The following is a 21991-nucleotide window of genomic DNA, read 5'->3' as shown; positions in this document are numbered from 1 at the left end:
CCCGGGCGGCACACTTTCCTACGTACGTACACACGCACACGGGATCCGGACGGCATCGCCCGGGGCCCACGAGCATTCAGGGAAACAGGTAGTCATGGCCGGGAACAGCCAGCGGAGGAACCGCCGCACGTCCAACAAGAAGGGCGCGACGGTCGGCAGCGGTGGCAAGCGGCGCCGTTCCCTCGAAGGCAAGGGGCCGACCCCGCCCGCGTCCGCGCGCAAGGGCCATGTGAAGAACCGCGTCGCCAACGCCAAGGCCAAGCAGGCCCAGCGGCGTCCCGTCGCCCGCCGCGGCGGCAAGGGGTCGTCCGAGATGGTCGTCGGCCGCAATCCCGTCTTCGAGGCGCTGCGCGACGGCGTGCCCGCGACGACCCTCTACGTCCAGCAGTTCATCGACAACGACGAGCGGGTGCGCGAGGCGCTGCACCTCGCCGGGCAGCGCGGCACCATCAACCTGATGGAGGCGCCGCGCGCCGAGCTGGACCGGATGACGAACGGGCTCAACCACCAGGGCCTGGTCCTGCAGGTCCCGCCGTACGAGTACGCCCATCCCGAGGACCTCGCGGCCGCGGCCTTCGACGACGGCGAGGATCCGCTGATCGTCGCTCTCGACGGGGTCACCGACCCGCGCAACCTGGGCGCGGTCGTCCGTTCCGTCGCCGCGTTCGGCGGCCATGGCGTGGTGGTACCGGAGCGCCGCGCCGCGGGGATGACCGCCGGCGCCTGGAAGACCTCGGCGGGCACCGCCGCGCGTACCCCGGTCGCCCGGGCCACCAATCTGACCCGGGCCCTGGAGGCCTACCAGAAGGCGGGCATCACCGTGGTCGGCCTGGCGGCGGACGGCGAGGTCGAGGTCGGCGAGCTGGAGGCCCTCGACGGCCCGGTCGTCATCGTCGTCGGCAGCGAGGGCAAGGGCCTGTCCCGACTCGTCGGCGAGACCTGCGACTTCCGCGTCCGGATCCCCATGCCGGGCGGCGCGGAGTCCCTCAACGCCGGTGTCGCGGCGGGCGTGGTCCTCTACGAGGCGGCGCGCCGCCGGGGCTGACGGAGATCGGCGAGGCCTCCGGATCCCGGGTTTCCGGAGGCATCGCCGCACGTCGGGGGCGTACGGCGGACGCGGCCCGCACACCGTGCCGCCGGGGCGGTTCCCGCCGGGAACGATCTTGACGGGTCTCGGACATTCCGGGGCCGTCAAGGCAGTGTCCTAAGGACAGGTCACTCGGTTAGATGAGTGTGGACACCAGAACGCCCCGGCCCGGGTTCGACGAGCAGCTCCCCCTGAACATCCCCAAGGTGGACTGCGACCCGGCGCAGGTCATCGTGAACCACGCCAGCTTCCGGGTGAAGCTCGGCCCGAGTCAGACCAGGCGCCCCGTCCGGGGGATGGCCGACACCACCAGGATCCCCGCCCTCAGCAGTGCCGGTGCGCGTACCGTGGCGCGGCGCCGGGCACCCGTCGTATGGAGCGGGAAGTCGGCTCCGGGCGACCCCGGGGCCTCGGGGCTGCTGCAGGCCGTGCGCAGCGCGGGATCGGTCGCCCGCCCCGGACGCGGACACGACGGCCGCCCCGCGTTCGACGGCCCTCCCGGCTTCGACGACACCCGGGCGTTCGACCGCACCGGGGGCCTCGACGGCGGGCGCGGCCTCGACGCCGGCGGCGCCACGCAGGTCATCCCCCGCGTCGACGCGCACTCCACCCCGGACACCCTGCCCACTCCCGTCATCGGCGCCCAGCGCCGGGAGACGCTGCTGCCCCCGATGCGGCGGGCGGAGGGTGCGTACGACGCCTACGAACCGTACGGCGAGGAGGCGGAGGAGGCGACCGACTTCGCACGGCACGACGGCCCCGGCGGCCGCGGGGCCGCGACCGTCCCGCCCGGCGGCGTCCGGCACGCCTACTACCCCGGCCGCCGGATGAACCTCGGCGTCGTCCTGCTCCCGCTCCGGGTCTTCCTCGGCTTCATCTCGATCTACGCGGGCATGGGCAAGCTCTGCGACCCCGTGTACTTCGACGGCGGCGAGCGCGGCTCCATGATCAAGTGGCTGTCGTCGCTGGAGCCCTGGGCCCTCGCCGAGCCGCTGCGCGACTTCGCCCTCGCCTACCCCGTCGGTGCGGGGCTCACGGTCGCGTTCCTGCAGGTCGTCGTCGGCGTGCTGACCGTCCTCGGCCTCTGGCAGCGGGTCGCCGCCGTCGTCGGCGCGTCGCTCTCCGCCGCCCTGATCATGACCGTCAGCTGGCGGACCGTGCCGGTGTACGACGCGCCGGACATCATGAACCTCGCCGCCTGGTCCCCGCTGATCATCGCCGGCGCACCGGTCTACTCCGTCGACGGCCGCCTCGCGGGCGAGGCCTGGCGTACCCTCGGCCCGCGCTCCGAACTGTGGGAGCTGCGCCGCCGGGTACTGCGGCGCGGCGGGATGGTCGCCGCCGTCGTGGTCGGTCTGACGCTGCTGATCGGCTCGGTCCTGGGCGGCGCGGTGCGCTCCACGGAACTCGTGACCGTCCCCGGCCCGGACGTCGACCCGACCAACCACCTCCCGGGCACCGCGCTCCCCAGCGAGGCCGGCCGGCGCAGCCCGACCCGTGAGGCCGAGCGGAGCGCCCAGCCCGCCAGGAGCGAGTCGAGCACCCCCGCCGCCGAGCGGGCCGAGCCGTCCGAGCCGTCCGAGACGGCCGGTGACACCGGGGCGGCGGACGAGGCGGGCCGGCCCAGCGAGTCCCGGGGCACCGACGGGCAGCAGGCGCCCGTCCAGTCCGAGCCCGTGGACCCGCCGTCCGGCAGCTCGGGTCCGTCCTCGTCCGGGACCGGCGACTCGGGCGCCACGGGCGGCGGTACGGGCGGTTCGGCCGGGAGCTCCAACGGCGGAAGCGGCAGCGGCGGTACGGGAGGCGGCAACGGCGGCGGCAGCGGCGGCAGCAGCGGCGGCAACCGGAACCCGATCGGCGGCCTCCTCGGCTAGGGGCGTGTCCGGCGGATCATGTGACTTTCCGATCAGTCGCTCGTTGGTTGGGTCATGGGTCGGGGGGATCTGACGAATCACGAGTGGTCGTTGCTGGTGCCGCACCTGCCTTCGCCGGGTGGTCGGGGCGGCCGGTGGAACGATCACCGGACCGTGCTCAACGGGATTCTGTTGCGGGTCCGCACCGGTGTTCCGTGGCGTGACCTGCCGGAACGCTACGGCTCGTGGAAGACCGTCTATGAGCGGCTTCGCGGCTGGCGGCGGACGGCACCTGGGACCGGCTCTTGCAGGCGGTCCGGCCGAGGCCGACCTTGCCGGGCGGATCGACTGGGGCATGGTCGGCGTCGACTCGACGTCCTGCCGGGCCCACCAACACGCGGCCGGCGCCCGCAAGGCCAGGCCGCGGGTCCCGAAAAGGGGACGACGCCCCGGCACCACCGCCCCGATGAGGGACTCGGACGGTCCCGGGGCGGTCTGACCTCCAAGATCCACCTCGCCGGTGAAGGCGGCTGCCGCCCCATGGCTCTACTGATCACGCCGGGTCAGTGGGGTGACGTCCCGCAGATGATCGAGATCCTGGACCGGATTCGGGTTCCCCGCCCGCTGGTCGGGCGGCCCCGGACCAGACCCGATCATGTCAGTGGCGACAAGGCTTACAGCTCTCGCCGGAATCGCCGCTACCTGCGAAGACGGCGCATCAAGCACACGATCCCCGAGCCGAAGGACCAGCGGGTCAACCGCCGGCGCAGAGGCAGCGCGGGCGGCAGACCCGTCGGCTTCGACCGCGAGCGCTACCGGCGGCGCAACGAGGTCGAGCGAACCATCAACCGACTCAAAAACTCCCGCGCGGTCGCCACCCGTTACGACAAGAGGGCCTACGTTTTCCACGGCACGGTCACCGCAGCGGCAGTCCGCCTATAGCTCCGTCCATGATCCGCCGGACACGCCCTAGGCGGTGTCGCCGGCCGACTGCCGGTTCGCCGCGACGGTCCCAACGAGTCCTCCATCGGCCACACTTGGCTTCATGGAGAATCCCAACGGGATCACTGAACCGCCGGTCCGCCTGCCGGTGACCGCGTCGACCCTGTTCGCCCGGCTGACATTCGACGGCCACACCCTGAGCATCACGCGCCGGCTCTGGCCACTGCCCTGGCACCGCACCAGGCGCATTCCGCTGCGCGACGTGATGGCCGTCGAGGGGTGGACGCGCGACAAGAACCCTGGTGTTGACGGGAAGACGTTCCACTACCGCCGCGTCCGCCGCTACCAGGGCGGCGAGCAGTTCTCACGGAATATCCGGATCAGGCGGCCCCGCAGCGCCTTGGCCGACCGCTTCCTCCGGTTCCAGGAGGTGGTGAACGAGGCGGTGGTCGACACGCGCGCTCCATCATCGACGCCCGCGGGCCCGGGGCGCCGACCGGGCCGGCGCACTGGGACGCCGAGTTCCAGGCCAGGATCGCCCACGGGCTGCGTACGCCCTATCCGTATGCGGACGACGAGGCCCGCTTCAAAAACCACACCCTGCTTCCCGGCTCGGCCTTGGTGAAATCCGGGTCCTACGTCCTCCACCAGCTACGCCTCCGCGACAACGCGCTCCTGGAGTGGCACCGCTTCCTGCACGGACCTCCCGCGGCCCCGCCCCCGCCGACCCGGCCCTGATCCGCCGGACACGCCCTAGGGCGCGGCCGGTTGCGGTGCATCGCTGGGATTGGTGGGCCGCTGGGACCGGGGGCTCGGGTGGGGTCGGTGGGGCCGGCGAGTCTGGTGAGTCCGGTCTTCCTGTGCCGGCGCCGGGTGCGGTGCCCGGCCGGCGGCTGACGGGACGCGGCGGTCACCGAGCGCGCGTGGTGCTCGGTGACCGCCTCCTCGTGTGCGGCACGTCCTCCGAGCCGCGCCCCCACGGGCCGGTCCGCGCAGGTCCGGGCCGCCACGGCCTGGCTCCCGCCGGTCCGTGGCGGCCAGGAGCCGAATGGCCGGCGGGGGCGCGTGGGGGACGGCAGCCGGTCCGCGAGCCGGGGGTGCGGCGCCGGGGAAGTGGTGCGCGGGTGGCGGGCGCGGCTCTCAGCGGCTGTGGGCGGTGAGTTCCCTCGCGGCCTCGGTGAGGTCCTTGGCCGTGTCGATCGCCCGCCAGTACGCCCCCTGCGGCAGGGGGAACCCGGCCAGTGAGCGCTCCCGTGCCAGCCGGGGGAACGTGGTCCGCTCGTGGTCGCCCCGGTCGGGCAGCAGATGTGTGAAGGCCGGCGAGAACACGTACACACCCGCGTTGATCAGATACGGCGACGGCGGCGACTCGATGAAGTCGAGGACGTGGCCGAACTCGTCCGTCTCCACCGCACCCCACGGAATGCGGGGGCGGGCGAGGGCGAGCGTGGCCGTGGCGTCGCGCTCGGCGTGGAACTCGGCCATCTCCCGCAGCGAGAAGCGGGTCCAGATGTCGCCGTTCGTGGCGTACCACGGCTCGTCCGGGAGCGGGAGGCTCTTCGCGGCGTACTTCAGGCCGCCGCCGCGGCCCAGCGGCTCCGTCTCGACCACGGTCGTGACGCGCAGCGGGAGCTCGGCGGAGTCGAGCCACTCCTGGAGGACTTCGGCGAGATGCCCGCACGAGACCACCACGTCCGTCACGCCCTCGGCGGCCAGCCAGGAAAGCTGATGGCCGATGATCGGGATCCCGGTTCCGGGGATCTCGACCATCGGCTTGGGGCGGTCGTCGGTGTACGGGCGCAGCCGGGAGCCCTGGCCGCCCGCCAGGACCACGGCCTGGGTCGGGAGGGTCTGCATAGGGGCACGATATGCGGTGCCCCGATCACGGGCCCGCCGGCCCCGGCCGTGCGGCCGCTCCCGGCCCGGCGGGGCGGGGCGTCGGCGGCGTCAGCTGCCCTGCGCCTGCTGGGAGACGCCGGAGGCGAAGGACGTGTCGCAGACCGGGCGGGAGAACGACTGGGCGCGCGTGGGCCCGTAGCGGGCGACGGCGGCGCGGCCGAGGTCGCGGGCGATCGTCATGCAGTGCCGCGCCAGTGAGGGACGGCCCTCGACCGCGCGCTGGAGGTTGGTGAGAGCGACCCCCGGGTCCTTCTGCTGCAGGTCCGTGAGGAGCTTCTCGCGGAGGACCTCGTGCGGGGCGCGGGAGGGGGCGGGGACCGACACGTTCTCCGAGGACGCGGTGAGCATCTGGGACTCGGTGCTGCGGTTCGCCCACGGGACGCTGGTGACCGCCAGAGTTCCGGAGAGCACCAGGACGACGGGCAGGACGAGAGCGAGGGTACGGCCGATACGGCGGGCTGCTGTCTGGGTCACGCAGGCGAGCGTAGCGGCCGGTAGTGATTTGGAGACATTTAGTCACCCCCGTGAGGGATGGTTCGAGGGAATTATTCGAATCGCATGTTGACGCCGGTGTGTGAATTGCCCGATTTGGCGGGGTATTTGGCCCTCGTGTGGCGGTGGCCCCCTCACCGCCGGGGCGATCGAGGGGGCCGCTGTCGTACGGGGCCGTGCGTCAGTCGCTCAGGCGCTCGCCCGTCGAGGTCGAGAAGACGTGCGTCTCGCCCGGCCGCGGCACCACGTGCAGCTCCGAGCCCTTCTCCGGCACGGACCGGCCGTTGACCCGGACCACCAGGTCCTTGTGCCGGCCGCCGACCTCGGCTGTGCCGTACACATAGCCGTCCGCCCCGAGCTCCTCGACGACGTTCACCGTCACGGCGAGGCCCGCCGGGCCGTCCTCGGCGTCCTTGGACAGCGCCCCGGCCGCGCCGCCGTTCAGCTCCACCACGTCGAAGTGCTCGGGACGCACGCCGACGGTGACGGTGCTGTCGCCGCGGTCCGCGGCCGCCGACAGCGCCTCCCGGCTCACCGGCACGACGCTGTTGCCGAACTTCACACCGCCGTCGGTGATCGGTACCTCGACCAGGTTCATGGCCGGGGAGCCGATGAAGCCGGCGACGAAGAGGTTCGCCGGGCGGTCGTACATGTTGCGCGGCGAGTCGACCTGCTGCAGCAGACCGTCCTTCAGGACGGCGACCCGGTCGCCCATCGTCATGGCCTCGACCTGGTCGTGCGTCACGTACACCGTGGTGATCCCCAGGCGGCGCTGGAGGCTCGCGATCTGGGTGCGGGTCGAGACGCGGAGCTTGGCGTCGAGGTTCGACAGCGGCTCGTCCATGAGGAACACCTGCGGCTCGCGCACGATGGCCCGGCCCATCGCCACCCGCTGCCGCTGGCCGCCGGACAGCGCCTTCGGCTTGCGGTCCAGGTACTCGGTCAGGTCGAGGATCTTCGCGGCCTCCTCGACCTTCTGCCGGATGGTGGCCTTGCCGACGCCCGCGATCTTGAGCGCGAAGCCCATGTTGTCGGCGACGGTCATGTGCGGGTAGAGCGCGTAGTTCTGGAACACCATGGCGATGTCCCGGTCCTTCGGCGGCAGGTGGGTGACATCGCGGTCACCGATGCGGATCGCTCCGCCGTTGACGTCCTCGAGCCCGGCGAGCATCCGCAGCGAGGTCGACTTGCCGCAGCCGGAGGGGCCGACGAGGACGAGGAACTCGCCGTCCGCGATCTCGATGTCGAGACCGTCGACCGCGGGCTTGGTGGAGCCCGGGTAGAGCCTGGTCGCCTTGTCGAACGTGACAGTGGCCATGGTGATGCGTCCCTTCACCGGCAGGAACGTGCCGGACGATCCGAGTAAAGGAAGGATGGGGTCTAGTCCACCGAAGTGAACTTCGGGTGACGGTACCCTGCGGGGGCGGTTCTGTCAGCAGTCGGCGGAGGCGGAATTCGCGGCGGGGAGGTGCGCCGATCCGGTTACACTCGTGCGCAGTGCCTCCTTAGCTCAGCCGGCCAGAGCAACGCACTTGTAATGCGTAGGTCGTCGGTTCGAATCCGACAGGGGGCTCAACGGAATCCCAGCTCAGACTAGGTCTCAGCTGGGATTTTTCGTTCAGCGGATGCGACGGCGGCGCAGGGAACGTGCCGCGCGGGTGTCAGCGGTCTCAGTTCTGGTCTCAATGGGGCCCGGAATCGGGGCCGGCGGGGGCGACTGCGACGGTACGAAGAACTCGCCCATGCGCCGCATGGCGTCCTTGGACAGGTGGGATCGCCCCTTGACGTACCGGCGGGTCTGGCTGATCTGGGTGTGCCGCAGGATTTCCATGATCGTGGGCATGTCGACGCCCAGCTCGTTCAGGATCGTGCCGGCCGTGTGGCGGCTCCCGTCGTACAGGCGGCGGTCGTCGATGCCGGCCTCCTTGAGCAGTTCCTTGAACTCCGCGTAGTCGGCGCGCGGGTCGAGCGGGCGCCCGTCCGGCCGTGCGAACACGACGTCGTGCTCTTCCCACAGCTCCCCGGCGGCGGCCCGCGCCGCTTGCTGCTGGGCCCTGTGGTCGTGCAGGAAGGGCACGAAGACGGGTGGGATCGGGACGGCGTTCCGGCTCTTCCTGGTCTTCGGGCGGGTGAAGACGAGTCCGCCCTCCTTGCGCTCTGGGCAGGCACTGGCGTGCTTGATGCACGTCTTGGTGCACGGTTTCGGGCAGCCGCGCTGGTAGCCCTTGTGCATGGTGCAGTCCGGCGGGCACGGCTCGAAGCGGTGCAGGCGCGCGCCGCAGGCGTGCGGGTCGTGGCAGCCGTGCCGCCAGGTGAGGCGCTGTAGCTGCCACTCGGGGCGGAACAGCTCGGCTTCGAGGTCGACGTACGGCCACCGCAGGCCGAGCGTTTCGCCCTGCCGGAAGCCCATGCCGACACCGACGATCCACCGCATGAAGGTGGGGCGCTTCGACGCGGCCTCGAGGAACGCCTTGGCCTCCTCCTTGGTGAAGGGGTTGGCCTCGGTCTCGTCGATGCTGGGCGGGTCCACGAGGGTGGCGACGTTCTCGCCGACGATGCGGCGGCGGTGGGCGATCTTCAGGGCGCGGGACAGGATGCGGTGCACCTTCACGACGTGCGAGGGGGCGTGGCCGGCATCGAGCAGGGCCCTGTACATCCGTTCCAGGTGCTCGGGCTGCAACTTGTCGATGCGGTGCCTGCCCACGCCCGGGATGATGTCGTTGCGGGTCTTGGACCAGTAGTCGTCGAGTGAGCGCGGCTTGAGCTTCAGGCTCGCGATGTCGGTGAGGTAGGTCTCCATCCACGCGGCGACGGTCGGCTTCCGCCCGGCGGCGGGCGCGCGCCCCTGGTCGCGCAGGCGCTCCAGTTCCTTCACCTTGCGCTTGATCTCGCTCTCGGTCCGGGCCCGGCGGTGGCGCCGGTCGGGGCTGCCGTCGTTCTTCACGCCCATGGTGACGCGGCCGTGCCACCAGCCGTCGGCGCCGAAGTAGATGGATGACTCCATGTTGGGCTTGCGGGGGCTCATGTGCTCCTCCATGCGGGAGGCGCCCCGAGCGGAGTGCTCGGGGCGCCTCAGTGGCGTGTTCGGGTCAGTTGGGCAGCGGGGCGAGGTTCGCCACGTAGGCTTCGAGGTCGGCCCGCCGGATTCGGCGCGTGCGGCCCAACTTGATGTACTTCAGGGCGCCTTCGGCCATCAGCTCGTAGACGGTGGAGCGGCCGATGGCGAGGGCTTCGGCGGCTTCCTCGGGCTTGTACAGGAGTCGGTCGACGGGGGCGGCAATCGCGGTGCTCATCCGGGGTGCCTCCTGGGCAGTTCGTCTTTGCCTGCGGGGAGTTGGGCTCGGTCCCTAGCCTGTGTGTGTCCGAGGTTCGGATTTCTGCGTCACCGCGTCACGTGCGTCATTCACGCTTCTGACCTGCGGTTATCAGTGACGGAGGGCGGATGGTGTGCGTCACTGGCGCGTCACCTGCGTCACGGCGGCGTGACGCAGGTGACGCAGGATGACGCAGCGGGCTGGTTCTGCGTCACACCTGTTCCGGCAGGTCAGAGGCCGGTTTCCGTCGCGTGTGACGCAGGTGACGCAGCGTTCCCCTACTTAGGAAAAGAGAGGGTGGTGTCTGTTGTTGTGCGCGGCTCAGGACGTGAAGAAGGAGCCGCTACGCGGCACGTCCTTCGGGCGGTGCTACGCACCGAACAGCAAGAGGAGCACGCCCGCCGCGTCGGGCCGGGTGCTCTTCTTGCTGTTGTGCGGTGACCTCGGGGTCAGAACGCGGCTTCCTGCTGAGGCTCGGGCGCTCCTACAGGGTCGGAGAGTTCGATGTAGCGGGCTTCGCGTGTGCGTCCCCAGTCGACGATCAGGCCGCGGGCGGCGAGGGTGGGCTGAAGGCGCTTGAGTCGGTCGGAGAGCACTTTGCCGGTGGTCGGCCACCCCTTGGGCAGGGGCCGGCAGTCCTCGCCGCTGTACAGGCCCGTGAGGCGGTGCAGCCATTCCGCGGATGTCATCCGCTCCTGCGCCCCGGCCTGCATGCCGGCCGCGTACTGCAACACGGTCTGCGCGAGCAGATCCCCCTCGATCACGTCGTCGTTCAGGTCGTCCAGCCCAGCCCGGTAGGCCGGCAGCGCGCCAAGACCGGTTGCTGCGTCGAGCTGCGCGCACAGGTGGGCGAAGTCCGCCATCCGCAGGTCTGTGGGCGTCTCGGCGGTGGCGGCACGGACTTTGACGGTGAGGTCCAGCAAGGAGCCGAGCACGATGGGCAGGGCTTCCGCGTACTCGGCCCACAGTTCCGCCTCGGTGCGCCGCACCTTCGGCCGTTCCAGGCGGAGAGGCAGGAGTCGTTCGGCGAGGTCGGGGCGGATGACGCCTACGTCGATGCCGGTCAGGAGCAGGGGGCGGCGGTAGCGGGCGCGGAAGACGTCTCCGTCGGTGAACAGGGCGCGCTTGACGCTTTCGGCCCCGGTGACGATGCAGCACATGGCGTCGGACAGGTCCGGGGTCATGTGGGAGAGGTTGTCCAGCGCGGTGACCCACCCGGCGGCGACGGCCGCGATCAGGTTGTCCTCGTCTTTCGGGGCGCGGCGCAGGTCGCTGCTCATGCCTTCGATGATGCGGATGAGCATCCGCCCGCCGGTCGACTTCCCGGCCCCTTGCGGGCCGGTGAGGAAGGGGGCGGGGACGGGCACGGAGGGCTCCAGGCAGCCGATCAGCCAGGCCATGGCCAGGCATTCGGTCTCCGCGGTGGCGAAGTTGCAGAGCCGAAACAGCAGGTCGATGCCCTTGCCGTTGGTGTCCTTGGCGGGCATGGGCAGTTCGCCGGTGAGCTGGGTGCGGCGCCAGCACACCTCGCGCGGGTCGGGGATGGCGATGTCCCAGCCGGTGGGGTGGATGCGGACGGACTGTCCGTCGGTGCGGCCCAGGTCGAGCCACGTCGCTCCGTCGAAGCCGGGGGCGACGCGGATGTGGATGGGCTGCACCTGCTCGGTGAGTGCGAGTGCTTCGATCAAGTCGAGTGCCTCCTTCATCGCGGTGCCGTTGAACACGCCGATTCCGTCCTTGAACAGGCCGACCATGAGTTCCTGCCGGTGGCTGCCGGTCGTGCCCTGGGAGCGGATCGGGCGGGCCACGGGGTGGCCCTTGCGCTGGGCGTAGACGGTGCCCTCTGCGGTGCGGAAGTAGCGGAAGCGCTCTTGCGCGTAGTCGGCGATGACCTTCCGCGCGGGGTTCTTCTCGTCGTCGTCCATGGTCACAGTCCCAACCTGGTGCGGGCGTTGGTCCACGCGTCGGTGCAGTGCCGGGCGCTCTCGCCCTTGGCCTGCGCGGCGGTGAACAACCGGGCGATGTGCTTCTCGGTGAGGCAGCCGCACCGGCCGTGGGTGGAGAGCACGGCCAGGAACGTGCGATAGACGGTCGTGTGCACGCTGCTCGTGGCCTCGGTGATGCGCTGCTCCGCCATCGCGATGCCACGGTCGAGGTAGGTGGGCGTGCGGTGCGGGCACTCCCCGCCCCCGGCCCGCGCAGACACCGTGGCAGTCGAAAGCACGGGACGGGCCAGGGCGGGCTTGCTCAACCCCAGGCCGCGTACGGTGTCCGGCAGGGCGGTCATGGTGCCGGTGCCGGGCCCGAGCCAGCGGGCGTAGGCCATCGTGGACTTGACGTCCACGCCGGGCCGGACACGGTTGGCGGACTGCATAGCCCCGAGATAGAGCCAGTGCTCGCCACGGGTAGTGGGCACGGTCTGCGTGGCAGGCAGAGTCTTGCGAGCCCACTCGATCGCGTCGGCGTTGTCGAGGTCCACGACCGTCAGCCCGGCGCCGCCCGGGTGGTAGGCGACCGCGCTCGCGGTGAGCCAGGCGCGGCGCCACGGGCCGGAACTGATGACGTCCGGATCGGTGGTCGCGGCGGCCCAGGCATGGCAGGGCCCGGGGCAGGCGCACGGCCCCGGAGTCTTCATGTTCGGCCGCCCGCCACAGGCGTTGTCAGCGCAGTGGCGGCAGTTGCCGAACGGCACCTTCCCGGCTCGTAACGGCAGCACGGGCACGCCGGAGGCTGCCAGGGAGAGAGCGGTACGCAGGTGCTCTCCCCGAATGTCGGTCGGTTGGGTCATGCTGGAGGTCTCCAGTTCGCTATGGACGTGCTGGATTGGCGGCGGCCCCGGTTCTTGGCGGAAGGGGGCCGCCGTTGTTGTTGGGTTGGGTCGGTCAGGCGGGAGTGCTCAGGCCGCTTCGCGGCCGGGGAGGAGCATGCCGTCGTCGTTCTTGTGCAGGGCTCCCGTGGCGGTGAGGGCCTTGATCTCGCGGGAGACGGTGCCCTTGTTGATTCCGGTGCGGTCGGTGATGTCGCGCGGGGTCCGAGCCCCGTCGTGGACGGCCCGCAGCACCCGGTCCCTGTTCGTCGCCGACGCGGCCGGGGCAGGCATGGTGTCTGCCGGGGTGTTCGGCTGCTTGACCAGGTGGAGCGTGCTCCCGGACGTTCGGGAGGATGCGCGGTGCCAGATGGGCCGCTCGGGAAGGGCGATCACGTCCGCCGGGGAGAACGCGCGGGTGCTGATCGGGTGGGGCTTGGCCTTCGGCCCGGAGCGCAGCATCGCGACGCCGGGCATGGGCAGTTCGTGCGCGTGCCAGCCCTTCTCGGTGGCGTCCTCGCCGAAGACCACGCGGGACTCGCCCGAGGTGGACAGCGTGAGGGCTGCCCGGTAGGTGATCTGTGCGCTGATCTGCGGGTCGATACCGCCGTTGCGGTCCATGGTCGGCTTCTGCGTCGCCCAGATCAGGATGATCTCGGCAGCGCGCGCCATGCGGGCCAGGGTGCGGAAGTTCTCCATGATCCGCCCGTAGTCGCCGGCGTCGGTGTCCTCATCGCGGCTGCTCTTGCCGGTCTTGGTGCGGGACATGGAGATGACTTCAGCGCCCTCGTCCACGAAGACCGTGATGCGCGGCCGTTCCGGGCTGATCTCGATCACGTCCCGGCCGCGGGGGATGAGCCGGAGACGGTCGTGCATCTCCGCAAGCAGCTCGTCACTGACGTCCAGGACCTCATCCGGCGTGATGGCGGTGCGGGCCCGGTGCTGCCAGTTCATCGCCTCGACCCGCTTGGGGTCGATGACGACCAGGCGGTGATCGGCATGCTCCGAGCCTTCCGCGAGTAGGGACCGGGTGGACCAGGACTTGCCCGAACCCGAGGTGCCCGCGACCAGCATCCGACGGCCGAGCGGGACCATGACGGGCTCGCCCGTGACGGTGTCGATGCCCCACGGCGCCCCGGGCTCCCAACCCGTGAGGTCGATGCCGTCGGCCGCGCTGCGGGTCCGCAGCGTGATCGTGGCCCGGTCCCCGTGGCTGCCGGAGGTGATCTCCATGCGCAGATCGGTCCGCGCCCCGAGCAGCGCCCGGATCTCGTCTCCCTTGGCACGGAACGTCTTCGGCGTCCACCTGCCGTCCAGGCGCACGTGCGAGACCAGCCCGGCCGGGGTGAGCTTCGCCGGTGTCGGCACGGTGCCCGCCAGGCCGCGGGCGTCGGCATGCTGGACCCAGAACGACGGGTCCAACCGTGAGGCGAGGCGCCGCTCCTCCCCGCTCATCCCGTCATCGAGCCGCACCAACGGATTACGGCGCCCCAGCCACAACCCCGCGACGTTCACCCCGATGAGCCCGGCGGACACGGACGCCGGCCACACAGTGAGCGCGTTCGCGGCCTCAGACATCAGCCACGACGCCAGCCCGCTCGGCACCGCGTGCGCCGCGTGTGCTTGTACCGCGAGGGCTGTGAGGGTGGCGGGGTAGTTCTTCCGCGCAGCCTTCAGCCCGGACCGCGCCTGACTGTGGTGCTGCCGCGCAGCCTTGTGCGCGGTACGCGCGGCCCGACGGGACGCGGACAGCGGATTGTTCGACGCCTTACGGGCAGCGCTGCGCTGATTGCGCGCCATCACCGCGGTCGAGCGGGTCGAGTTGTGCTCCCGCTGCGCCGCCATGAGCGCCTTCAGGTTCTCCGGCGTCCGAAGCTGCCCCCGCCGCTCCGCCTCCCTGTCCCAGCGAGCGGCGAACGGCGCGCACATCGGCGTCAGCGCGTCGAGCGCCGTGTTGGTCGTCGTGGTCGTGGTCGACCATGCTTGCTTCCAGTCCACGAAAGGGTCCTCCAAGACCGTGGATGAGGGCCGGTGCGCCGTTGCGTGGCGTCACCGGCCCGCCCGATATGGGGTAGTTGGCGCTGCCGGTTGCGTCGACAACGCCAGTTGAACCCCCGCAACCACCTGTGACCTGCGAAGTTGCGGAGTTGCGCCGTTCCTTGGGGAGGGGCCCCACGCGCACGCGCGCGAGGGAGACGGGAAACGCGGTCACGCAGCGTCTCTGCGGGGCCGTGGGCGGCCGTTCACGGCCCGGGAGGTCTGGACCCACACCGGAGGGGTCTCAGGCGCCCTGCGGGCCGCCTACGGCTTCCGCCCGCTCCGGGCCGCGCGAAGAGGGTCAACGACCCTTGCGCCGCAGCCTCTTGGCGGCATCCTTGCCGTCGGCGCCGCCCACGGAGCGAACGACGGTGACGACGGCCCAGCCGAGCACGAGCGCGATGAACGCGAGCATCGCGAGGTTCGCGGCGATGGCGGTCAGGGCGCCGACGAGGAGCGGGCCGAAGTAAACGCCGGCCGCGACCGTGCCGGCGCCGACCCCGGAGCCGAGCGCGATGCGCTGCACTGTGCGGTCCGGCGGTGCCTGGTGGATGTGCACGACCTGCGGCTCGGCCGCCTGTTGGGCGGGCAGGGTGGTGGGGTCGGCGTAGACGTGGGTGCCGTCGGGGAGCTGGACGACCGTCAACGGGCGGTGTGTGGGAAGCTGTTCCATGACGCACCCTCCGGGCAGTTGTCGGGGAAAGCGCAGGTCGAGCACATGCCGAGCGAGGACGGGATGACGTATCCGGCGTCGCGGCGGCATTCGGGGCAGGTGCGGCGCGCTTGGTTGGCCTTGGCGAGAGCCGCCCACCGGCCGGGGGTCATCGCCCGCACGGGCTTCGCGCGGTCGATGCGGTAGAGGTAGGCGACCAGCGGCCCCCGACGACGCCGGGGCCGTTCCACCTGCGCTGCCACCCCCTGACCACCCGGACGGAGCCCGAGGGTGCGGAGCTGGCGGTAGGTGGCGTAGCCGTCCGGAGCGAGCCGCCACCGGTAGACAGGCAGCGCACCCATCAGGCGACCACGAGCCCGCGCTCGGCGCGCAGCGTGTCACGCAGGGAGCGGGCATTCGCCGGCGAGGTGCGGACCACACGGCGGATGCCCTCGGCCGTCAGCCTGGCGTCCGGCCAATCGGCCGTCGCCTCCCTGGCCTCAGCCAGCAACTCCCCCGGGGTGCGCTTCGGCCGCGGGCTCCGGGCCACGTCGGGCACACGGCCCGTGGCCCGGCGCGGCCGGGTCGACTCAGCCGCCACCGCGCGCACCTCGATCGGCGTCACGGTCGGCTGCACCGGGATCGACTCGACGGCAGGGAGCGGCTTGGCCGGGATTGTCGACTTCAGGAACCCGACGGCCACCGCCCGGGGCAGCGGCTTCACGTTCGCCGTGATCGTCCCCGGGGTCGATCCCACGAGGTCAGACCTAGACCGATTCCTCACGGTCTCGGTCGATTCCTCCGCATTTATGGTCGGTGTCGTGATCGGGGTGGGGCGGTGGTGCAGCACCTTCGCCACGAGGTCCGAGCCGAAGTAGATCGACCCGACCGGCAACGAGGTGGCGAGCAGCACCAGCACCCAGTTCGCCGGGTCCCAGTCGGCCAGTCGACCCCAGTCGACCGATTGGCCGTGCAGCTCCGGGACCAGGCCGTGCACGTAGTTCAGCACCAGCGAGGCGATCGTGTAGGCGGCCAGCACCCGCAGCGCGAACGTCCGATCCCGACCGGCGAGCACCAGCGTCGCGATCAACGCAAGCGCCATCAGGCCGTCGACCACGAACGGGTACAGCGTCGCGGCGGTGGTGTCCGCGCCGATGGCGCGGGCCACGTCGCGCAGTGCGTTCCAGGACACCCGGAAGGCCATCGCGACCACGACGACCAGCGCGAGCACGAGGGCCGTGCGGCCCTTGCGGTGCAGGTTCATCGCATCCACCCCCGCAGGCGACGGTTCTCCGCGTGGCTGCGCTGACTGGGCTGCGTACGCGGCGCACCCTCGCACCAGGGGAACGGCGCGATGGTGTCGGCCGCCTTGAACACCCGAATAGCCGCCCCCGCCGGGGCGTCGGGCAGGGAGTAGACCCTCCCGGACGCGAGCGAGGCCAGCAGCCGGGCCGCGTGGTGCTCGCAGCCGTCCGCCCCCGCGTTGGAGGCGTCCAGCACGGTCACGACCGGCGGACCGTCGCAGGGGGTGGGGTCCTCGGGGTGCGCCGCAGGACAGCGAGGAACGGAACTCATGCCGCACCCCCCGCCTGCCCGGCGGTGCTGCGGTTGGCCAGCGCGCGACGCGCGGCCAGCACCCTGCGACGGGCCCGGCGGATACGCCGCTGGTCCAGCTCGCTCGGGATGCGGTCCAAGGTGATGATGTGAGCGTCGAGCAGGTCGACGCCGGCCAGGATCACCGGCAGCTCCCGCTCGATCGCGTCCAGCTCCGCGACGGTCGGCTCGCGGTCGATCCTGTCGACAGCGGTAACGGCCGTCTGACGTGCAACGATGTCCTTCATGGGTCGTTGTCTCCCTAGCAGGTGGAACGGCCCGAACAGCACCCCCGGAGCGGCTACTCCGGGGGTGCGCGCCGTTGAAGTCGGAACACCCGGCTCCCCTCAGCGCCGCTCGTACGAGACGAGCAGCGGAGGCAACCGGCCGCAGCCGTTGAGCTGCGGAAAGGTCGAATCGCGCTGTACCGCGCACAGGACAGAACCCGTGCGCGCCCGCCCTCTTGCTTGCGAAGGGGGGACGGGCTTCCCTCGGCACGCTGTTTAGTTGTCAAGGCACAGCCGCTTCCGGCGAGTGCGGTAACCCCTGGTCAGAGGGGCTCCCGTCCTTGCGAGACGGGACCCGTCGGGCGTGTTCGGAGCAGCCCAAAGTAGGCCCTCACGATCCGCTGTCCTGGGACTGCGAACCGATTGAGAAGACAATGACGCACAGTCCCAGGACTGTCAACAGTCCTGGGACTGTGCTTCACTGGTCGATGTTGAGAGGAGGTTCTGCATGGCGCCCAAATGGCGGGAGCTTGCGGACCGGATCGCGGAGAAGATCCGGAACGGCGAATACGCGCCCGGCGAACAATTGCCGCAGATCAGAGACCTTGTGGATGCTGGCGAGGGGTCCAAGTCCACGGTCCACGCGGCCTACAAGGCGCTGGAAGCCGAGGGGCTGGTGACCTCCTCGCGAGGCCACGGCACCGTCGTCCGGCAGCGGGCACCGCTCAAGAGGCTCGGCATCGCACGCTACGACAAGGCCAAGTGGCGGGACGGAGACGAGGTCGCGTTCATCGCGGACCGCGTGGCGTCCGGTCGTGCGTACCGCAGGAACGAGCAGACCCAGAGCGTCAGCCGCGTGAAAGCGTCGGCTCTCGTGGCTGAGGCTCACGGACTGCCAGAAGGCGCTGAGGTGTACGCACGTGCACGCCTGGTCAAGGAAGGCGCCCAGCCAACCCACACGCTGACCAGCTACTACCGTCCCGAGCATGTGGAGGGGACGCGTATCGTCGACCCGACCCCGGGTCCCGCCGGCCGTGGCGGTGGCTTCCGCGTCCTGCACGACGCCGGATACGAGATCGACCACATGAAGGAGGAGCTGTTCGCGCGAGTGCCCACGACCGACGAAGCCCAGCTCCTTCAGCTATCTCCGGGTGAATGGGTAGTGGAACTTCACCGCACCACGTGCACAGCCGACGGGACTGTGGTGGAGTTCGCCATCGGGGTCCACGCGGCTACGCGCTTCGCGTGGGCGTATGACTTCAAGGTGCCCGACTCGGCGAACACGGGGGACGGGAGCAAGTGATCTCCACTCAGGCGTGGGCGGACGCACAGCGGCTCTGGGACTTCCAGCAGATGGGACACGAGCCGCGGCCCTGCTCCGTCGCGATAGGACTCGGCAGTCACGACCTGGGAGTGGCTGACACCACCGCAGAGCTGTACCACCGAGGCATGGCGCCGCTCATCGTCTTCACGGGAGCGACTAGCCGTACGACGCGCGAGCGGATGCCTCGCGGGGAGGCTGAGCACTACCGGGACCGCGCCGTGGAGCTGGGTGTGCCCGCAGACGCCATCCTTGTCGAGCCGAAGGCCCGGAACACGGGCGAGAACATCCGCTTCTCGCGCACTCTGCTTGAGGAGCGGCGCGTTCCCGTCTCATCCGTTCTGCTGGTCAGCAAGCCGTACGAGGAACGGCGCGCGTACGCAACAGCGCGCAAGCTTTGGCCGGACGTGGAGTGGGTCAGCGCATCCACGCCCATGACGCTCCCTGAGTACGTCGACTCGATCCAGGACGCACGCCTCGTGATCGACATGCTGGTCGGTGCCCAGCAGCGGCTCATGATTTACCCCCGCCAAGGGTTCATGATCGAGCAGGAGATCCCCGGCGACGTGGCAGCGGCGTACGAGCGCTTGCGCAGCGAAGGGTTCACGAGCCGGCTCGTGCCAGAGGAGGCGAGCCGCGGCTAACACCGCTTGGAGGCCCGACGGGCGTCACGGGGTCGGCGTTGGCTGCTCCGGCACTGTGGCGGGTGGCTCAGTTTCGGCAATACCCAATGGCTTGAGCTTCCCGCCACCAGCAGCGACCGCCACCTCCAGGGTCTCCCGGATCGCCCGTGCGTTGAACGCCACTCCCAAGTTGAGCTCCGTCGCGATCCTGACGTGAGGCGCGCTGGCTACCTCAAGCGGTAGCTGCGACTCTCTGATCATCGTCTTGGCGATGATGCCGACCAGGGCGATTCGGGTCCCAAGTGCCAAGCCTGTCGCCATTCTGTAGGAGCCCTCGGACCACAGGAAGACGGGGCTACCGCTGCTCCCCCCGAAGACGGAGCCGTCGATCAGGAAGGCAGGGTCTCCCCCCATGTCGAGGTCGACTGGTGTTGCAGTGATCCCGCGCCGCACGATCGGGGTGAAGTGCTTTGGGTCGCGGTGACCGTTGGGGTATCCCACGAAGGTGACCTCCTCGATCGCGTCGACGTAAAGCCCATCAATGTCTGTGGCGAGGAGGGACATAGGGAGCGCCCTGGTAAAGCAGCGTTGGGTGAGCAACTCCCACACTGGCCCCAGAGGGATGACGGCTACGTCCACACGTCCATCGGGGTGTCCGATCACTAGGTCCGGCGACACATCCACCTCGGATTCCTTCCCGAGGTCCGGTTCATCAGCATTGGGCTTCTTGTTGATGAAGCGCACGGTCAGTTGGCGCGCGCCAGCCACGACGTGCTTGTTCGTGACCAAGGCGGGGTACTGGCGGTCGTCATCAGTGACCGCCAGGAGTAGAAAGCCTGTCCCTGCCGATCTCCCTCCTGAGGCGAGGGCGCTCTCGATGAGGACAGTGCTGAAGAGGACCTGTCTGCCAGGCGTATCGACCTTCACTGCCGCAGCATCCCACTCAGAGGTGAACCTCGGGGAGCCCTTGAAGGCCTAGGTGGACCGCAGCTTCCTCTCCGTGCGGAGCCCTGTGGCCATCCTCTGGCCAACGCAGGGCGGGCGATGCGACTCGGTGCATCGAAGTCGCAGGTCAGAGTCCATCGTGCCGGGTGAAACCGGCTGGTCTTGAAAGCCGCTCCCCTGCTTCGGTGCCTGCCCCTGGACTGTGGGGCAGGCACCGAAGCAGGGGTGTCACTTGAGCTTCGCCTCATGGAGACGGCGCGCAGTAACGGCGAGGAGGCGTCGAAGCTTCTCCCTATTCTCGCCGTAGGTCTTGAGGGCATGGCAATTCGGACATAGAGCGATCATGTTCCAGGGGACGTCGGGTCCGCCTTTGGCCAGGTCCTTGACGTGGTCGACCTGGAGGAGGGGCAGGCCGGCTGTGGTTCGCTCCGTGGGGTGGCCGGCGCACTTAGGGCTTTCGCACCTGTTCTGACAGCGCTTGAGGACTGCCGCTCTCGCGCTGGGGTCGCGGACGTACTTGTCAGCCAGCGTGGGCTTCTTCAGCTGGCCCCGACGCTCGGCGTTCGCTTCTGCCGTCTGCGCCAAGCGCCTATACGCGTCCTCGTCGCTCTCTCCGGTGCCGGGCGCTTCGGGATCGACGTCGCTGGGGCGGTAGTCGCCCGTTTCGTCGTGCAGCTCGCCCGTATCAATCTCCAGTGCCTCAAGAACCTCAAGAGGCCAGGTTCCACGCTCCGGGGAGGGGACGGGCGCAAGAACCCAGAGGAACTCGCGGCGAGGCTGCTTGTCAGCTCCGGAGCCCCAGCGCAGCCGGCGTTGCACGATCACAGCCCAGGTTTCGAAGCTGAACTGTCCCTGGAACGGCTTGTGCCAGTAACGCAGGGGGCGGCCAGCGCTCTGATGCTCGGCCATGAGCTCGTTGCCATCAGTGAGCTTCTGGTCACCCGAAAGGCCATCGCCGACGTAGGCGATCCAGTTTGTGTCCGGGATGTGTCCGTCGGCGTAGGGGCCCTTGTCGTCCGAGAAGACGCTCAGGATGCCGTCGGCGAGACAGCCGATCCCTGCCATCTTCTGTCCGCCGTAGGTGCGCCAGATTGCCTCGCGGTCTTTGAACGTTTCCCCGAGCAGAGGCCGCAGAGCATCCGGCCACCTGCCGGCGAGCAGCTCGTGGAGGCCGAAGTCTTCCAACAAGTCTGCGGGAAGGGGATGGAAGTAGCGGAGGATCAGTCCTGCCGCCGCTGCTGCCGCGGCATCAGGGTGCGAGCGAAGCAGGTTGTAATCGTCCTCGCGCAGGCCACCAGAGGGGTTGACCTCGTTCAGAGATTCCAGAGTGGGGCGCCGCCCCTGGCTGGTCAGGGTGAGGTCCTGCCCCTGCTCAACGGTCCAGAGCTCATCGCGGGTGAGAGCCCAGAACGGGTAACGGGTTCCGTCCGCACCATCTTCGACCTGGCCGTACTTCACCATGAGCGGAGCGACGGCATCACGGGTAGCGGACCATGGCTGCATGCGGGGTGCCCCAGACACGGCCTGCCCGATTGCCCAGAGGAGAAGAACGGGGCGGTGCAGGGCAGGGCCCGTCGCACGACGGGCCGGCCGGACATCTCCCACCCGCCGGTGAAAGGTCTTGGGGGGCTCCACGACAGTGAAGCCCTCCCTCCTCAACCAAGCCACTGCGTGCTTGAGACCACCACTGAACCCGGGGGAAGAGGGCTTGAGCGCTACACCGAAGTCGTACTTGTGGGCGACTCCAGCTATCGCTTTCGAGTCGTACAGGTTCCCCTCGTGTTCAAGGAGATAGGTAACCGCGGCGTGGTAGCCGTAGGTGTCCCGGAACGCCTCGGGGCCGAGCCGGTCATGCTCAGCAATCGCCTGCAGGATGCCCTCACGGGTGATCTCAGAAGGTGCCATGGGCGACACCGTAAATCACCACACTGACAACGGACTTAGGTCCGTCCCGCTGCGGGCAGAGCATCCTGGGGGTGACGGCCATCGAGCGAGTGGTACGGGGGTGCTGGCGTACGCCAGCGCTTACGCCAACACCCACTTAGCTCCGCAAGCGGCAGTAGTCAGCAACGCCGTGCCTAGCAGGCTTTCCCTTGCGCAGCTGCGGCCCAACAGCACGGACAATGATGCTCCCGTACTGTTGCTCCTGGATAGGGCATGTGCCTTTCGCCGGTGGGTCGGCTCTGGTCCAAGCCATCAG

21 protein-coding genes and 1 tRNA gene are annotated in these 21991 nt (G+C 70.0%); 7 read left to right on the top strand and 15 right to left on the bottom strand.

The genetic code is table 11. The features are described from left to right. Positions 1–94: 94 nt before the first annotated feature. From rlmB to DDW44_RS31665, 4 genes are all read left to right on the top strand, one after another. Positions 95–1045, top strand: a complete 951-nt coding sequence (gene rlmB, locus DDW44_RS14065) for a 23S rRNA (guanosine(2251)-2'-O)-methyltransferase RlmB (RefSeq protein WP_017945961.1) — start codon at positions 95–97, stop codon at positions 1043–1045. Positions 1046–1227: 182 nt separating this feature from the next. Beyond that, positions 1228–2961 (top strand): DoxX family membrane protein, encoded by a 1734-nt coding sequence (locus DDW44_RS14060; RefSeq protein ID WP_208647960.1) that lies wholly within the window; start codon positions 1228–1230, stop codon positions 2959–2961. Positions 2962–3015: 54 nt separating this feature from the next. Further along, positions 3016–3882 (top strand): IS5 family transposase, encoded by an 867-nt coding sequence (locus tag DDW44_RS14055; protein ID WP_244224032.1) that lies wholly within the window; start codon positions 3016–3018, stop codon positions 3880–3882. Between the two features lie 103 nt (positions 3883–3985). Then, positions 3986–4507, top strand: coding sequence for a hypothetical protein (locus tag DDW44_RS31665; RefSeq protein WP_146207016.1), 522 nt, complete (start codon positions 3986–3988; stop codon positions 4505–4507). Positions 4508–5022: 515 nt separating this feature from the next. On the opposite strand, the gene DDW44_RS14050 is transcribed toward DDW44_RS31665, so the two are convergent. From DDW44_RS14050 to DDW44_RS14040, 3 genes are all read right to left on the bottom strand, one after another. Further along, entirely contained in the window at positions 5023–5739 is a 717-nt protein-coding gene (locus DDW44_RS14050; protein WP_017945963.1) for a nucleotidyltransferase family protein, read from the bottom strand. Positions 5740–5829: 90 nt separating this feature from the next. Then, on the bottom strand, positions 5830–6255 hold the full coding sequence (locus DDW44_RS14045) for a hypothetical protein (protein WP_017945964.1): 426 nt from the start codon (positions 6253–6255) through the stop codon (positions 5830–5832). A 199-nt stretch (positions 6256–6454) separates the two neighbouring features. After that, complete coding sequence (locus DDW44_RS14040; protein ID WP_026281611.1) at positions 6455–7591, bottom strand: ABC transporter ATP-binding protein; 1137 nt, start codon at positions 7589–7591, stop codon at positions 6455–6457. A 181-nt stretch (positions 7592–7772) separates the two neighbouring features. On the opposite strand from DDW44_RS14040, the gene DDW44_RS14035 reads away from it, so the two are divergent. Further along, positions 7773–7846 (top strand) — tRNA-Thr (locus DDW44_RS14035). A gap of 45 nt (positions 7847–7891) precedes the next feature. Here the strand turns inward: DDW44_RS14035 and DDW44_RS14030 are convergent. The 10 genes from DDW44_RS14030 to DDW44_RS13985 all read right to left on the bottom strand — a co-directional run bounded on the left by DDW44_RS14030 (position 7892) and on the right by DDW44_RS13985 (position 16923). Then, a complete protein-coding gene (locus DDW44_RS14030; protein WP_108908832.1) occupies positions 7892–9298 on the bottom strand; it encodes a tyrosine-type recombinase/integrase in 1407 nt (468 codons plus the stop codon). 64 nt (positions 9299–9362) lie between these two features. Then, positions 9363–9566: a helix-turn-helix domain-containing protein gene (locus DDW44_RS14025; protein ID WP_107460421.1), complete on the bottom strand. Its 204-nt coding sequence runs from the start codon at positions 9564–9566 to the stop codon at positions 9363–9365. A gap of 470 nt (positions 9567–10036) precedes the next feature. Then, on the bottom strand, positions 10037–11512 hold the full coding sequence (locus tag DDW44_RS14020; RefSeq protein WP_108906663.1) for an ATP-binding protein: 1476 nt from the start codon (positions 11510–11512) through the stop codon (positions 10037–10039). A 2-nt stretch (positions 11513–11514) separates the two neighbouring features. Continuing rightward, complete coding sequence (locus DDW44_RS14015; RefSeq protein WP_108906662.1) at positions 11515–12375, bottom strand: bifunctional DNA primase/polymerase; 861 nt, start codon at positions 12373–12375, stop codon at positions 11515–11517. A gap of 108 nt (positions 12376–12483) precedes the next feature. Next, entirely contained in the window at positions 12484–14391 is a 1908-nt protein-coding gene (locus tag DDW44_RS14010; protein ID WP_108906661.1) for a MarR family transcriptional regulator, read from the bottom strand. A 340-nt stretch (positions 14392–14731) separates the two neighbouring features. After that, complete coding sequence (locus DDW44_RS14005; RefSeq protein ID WP_108906660.1) at positions 14732–15103, bottom strand: DUF6251 family protein; 372 nt, start codon at positions 15101–15103, stop codon at positions 14732–14734. Beyond that, positions 15073–15444: an RRQRL motif-containing zinc-binding protein gene (locus tag DDW44_RS14000; protein WP_108906659.1), complete on the bottom strand. Its 372-nt coding sequence runs from the start codon at positions 15442–15444 to the stop codon at positions 15073–15075. The genes DDW44_RS14005 and DDW44_RS14000 overlap by 31 nt, the downstream gene beginning before the upstream one ends. Beyond that, positions 15444–16346, bottom strand: coding sequence for a DUF2637 domain-containing protein (locus tag DDW44_RS13995; RefSeq protein ID WP_108906658.1), 903 nt, complete (start codon positions 16344–16346; stop codon positions 15444–15446). The genes DDW44_RS14000 and DDW44_RS13995 overlap by 1 nt, the downstream gene beginning before the upstream one ends. Further along, the gene (locus DDW44_RS13990; RefSeq protein WP_108906657.1) at positions 16343–16657 is read right to left on the bottom strand and encodes a hypothetical protein; all 315 of its coding nucleotides are present in this window, start codon (positions 16655–16657) and stop codon (positions 16343–16345) included. The genes DDW44_RS13995 and DDW44_RS13990 overlap by 4 nt, the downstream gene beginning before the upstream one ends. Then, positions 16654–16923, bottom strand: coding sequence for a DUF6284 family protein (locus tag DDW44_RS13985; RefSeq protein ID WP_108906656.1), 270 nt, complete (start codon positions 16921–16923; stop codon positions 16654–16656). Before DDW44_RS13985 ends, DDW44_RS13990 begins: the two co-directional genes overlap by 4 nt. 487 nt (positions 16924–17410) lie before the next feature. Between DDW44_RS13985 and DDW44_RS13980 the strand changes: the two genes are divergently transcribed. Together DDW44_RS13980 and DDW44_RS13975 are read left to right on the top strand one after the other, a co-directional pair. Continuing rightward, entirely contained in the window at positions 17411–18205 is a 795-nt protein-coding gene (locus DDW44_RS13980) for a GntR family transcriptional regulator (protein ID WP_108906655.1), read from the top strand. Continuing rightward, positions 18202–18867, top strand: coding sequence for a YdcF family protein (locus tag DDW44_RS13975; protein WP_108906654.1), 666 nt, complete (start codon positions 18202–18204; stop codon positions 18865–18867). The genes DDW44_RS13980 and DDW44_RS13975 overlap by 4 nt, the downstream gene beginning before the upstream one ends. A 24-nt stretch (positions 18868–18891) precedes the next feature. Here the strand turns inward: DDW44_RS13975 and DDW44_RS13970 are convergent, their stop codons facing one another. Both DDW44_RS13970 and DDW44_RS13965 read right to left on the bottom strand, forming a co-directional pair. Continuing rightward, positions 18892–19773 (bottom strand): trypsin-like peptidase domain-containing protein, encoded by an 882-nt coding sequence (locus DDW44_RS13970; RefSeq protein ID WP_108906653.1) that lies wholly within the window; start codon positions 19771–19773, stop codon positions 18892–18894. A 246-nt stretch (positions 19774–20019) separates the two neighbouring features. After that, positions 20020–21696: an HNH endonuclease gene (locus DDW44_RS13965; RefSeq protein WP_108906652.1), complete on the bottom strand. Its 1677-nt coding sequence runs from the start codon at positions 21694–21696 to the stop codon at positions 20020–20022. Positions 21697–21991 lie beyond the last annotated feature (295 nt).

This window comes from Streptomyces tirandamycinicus, assembly GCF_003097515.1.
Lineage (GTDB): Bacteria > Actinomycetota > Actinomycetes > Streptomycetales > Streptomycetaceae > Streptomyces > Streptomyces tirandamycinicus.
The sequence above is the reverse complement of the archived record's forward strand: the minus strand, read 5'-3'. Positions and strand labels throughout refer to the sequence as shown.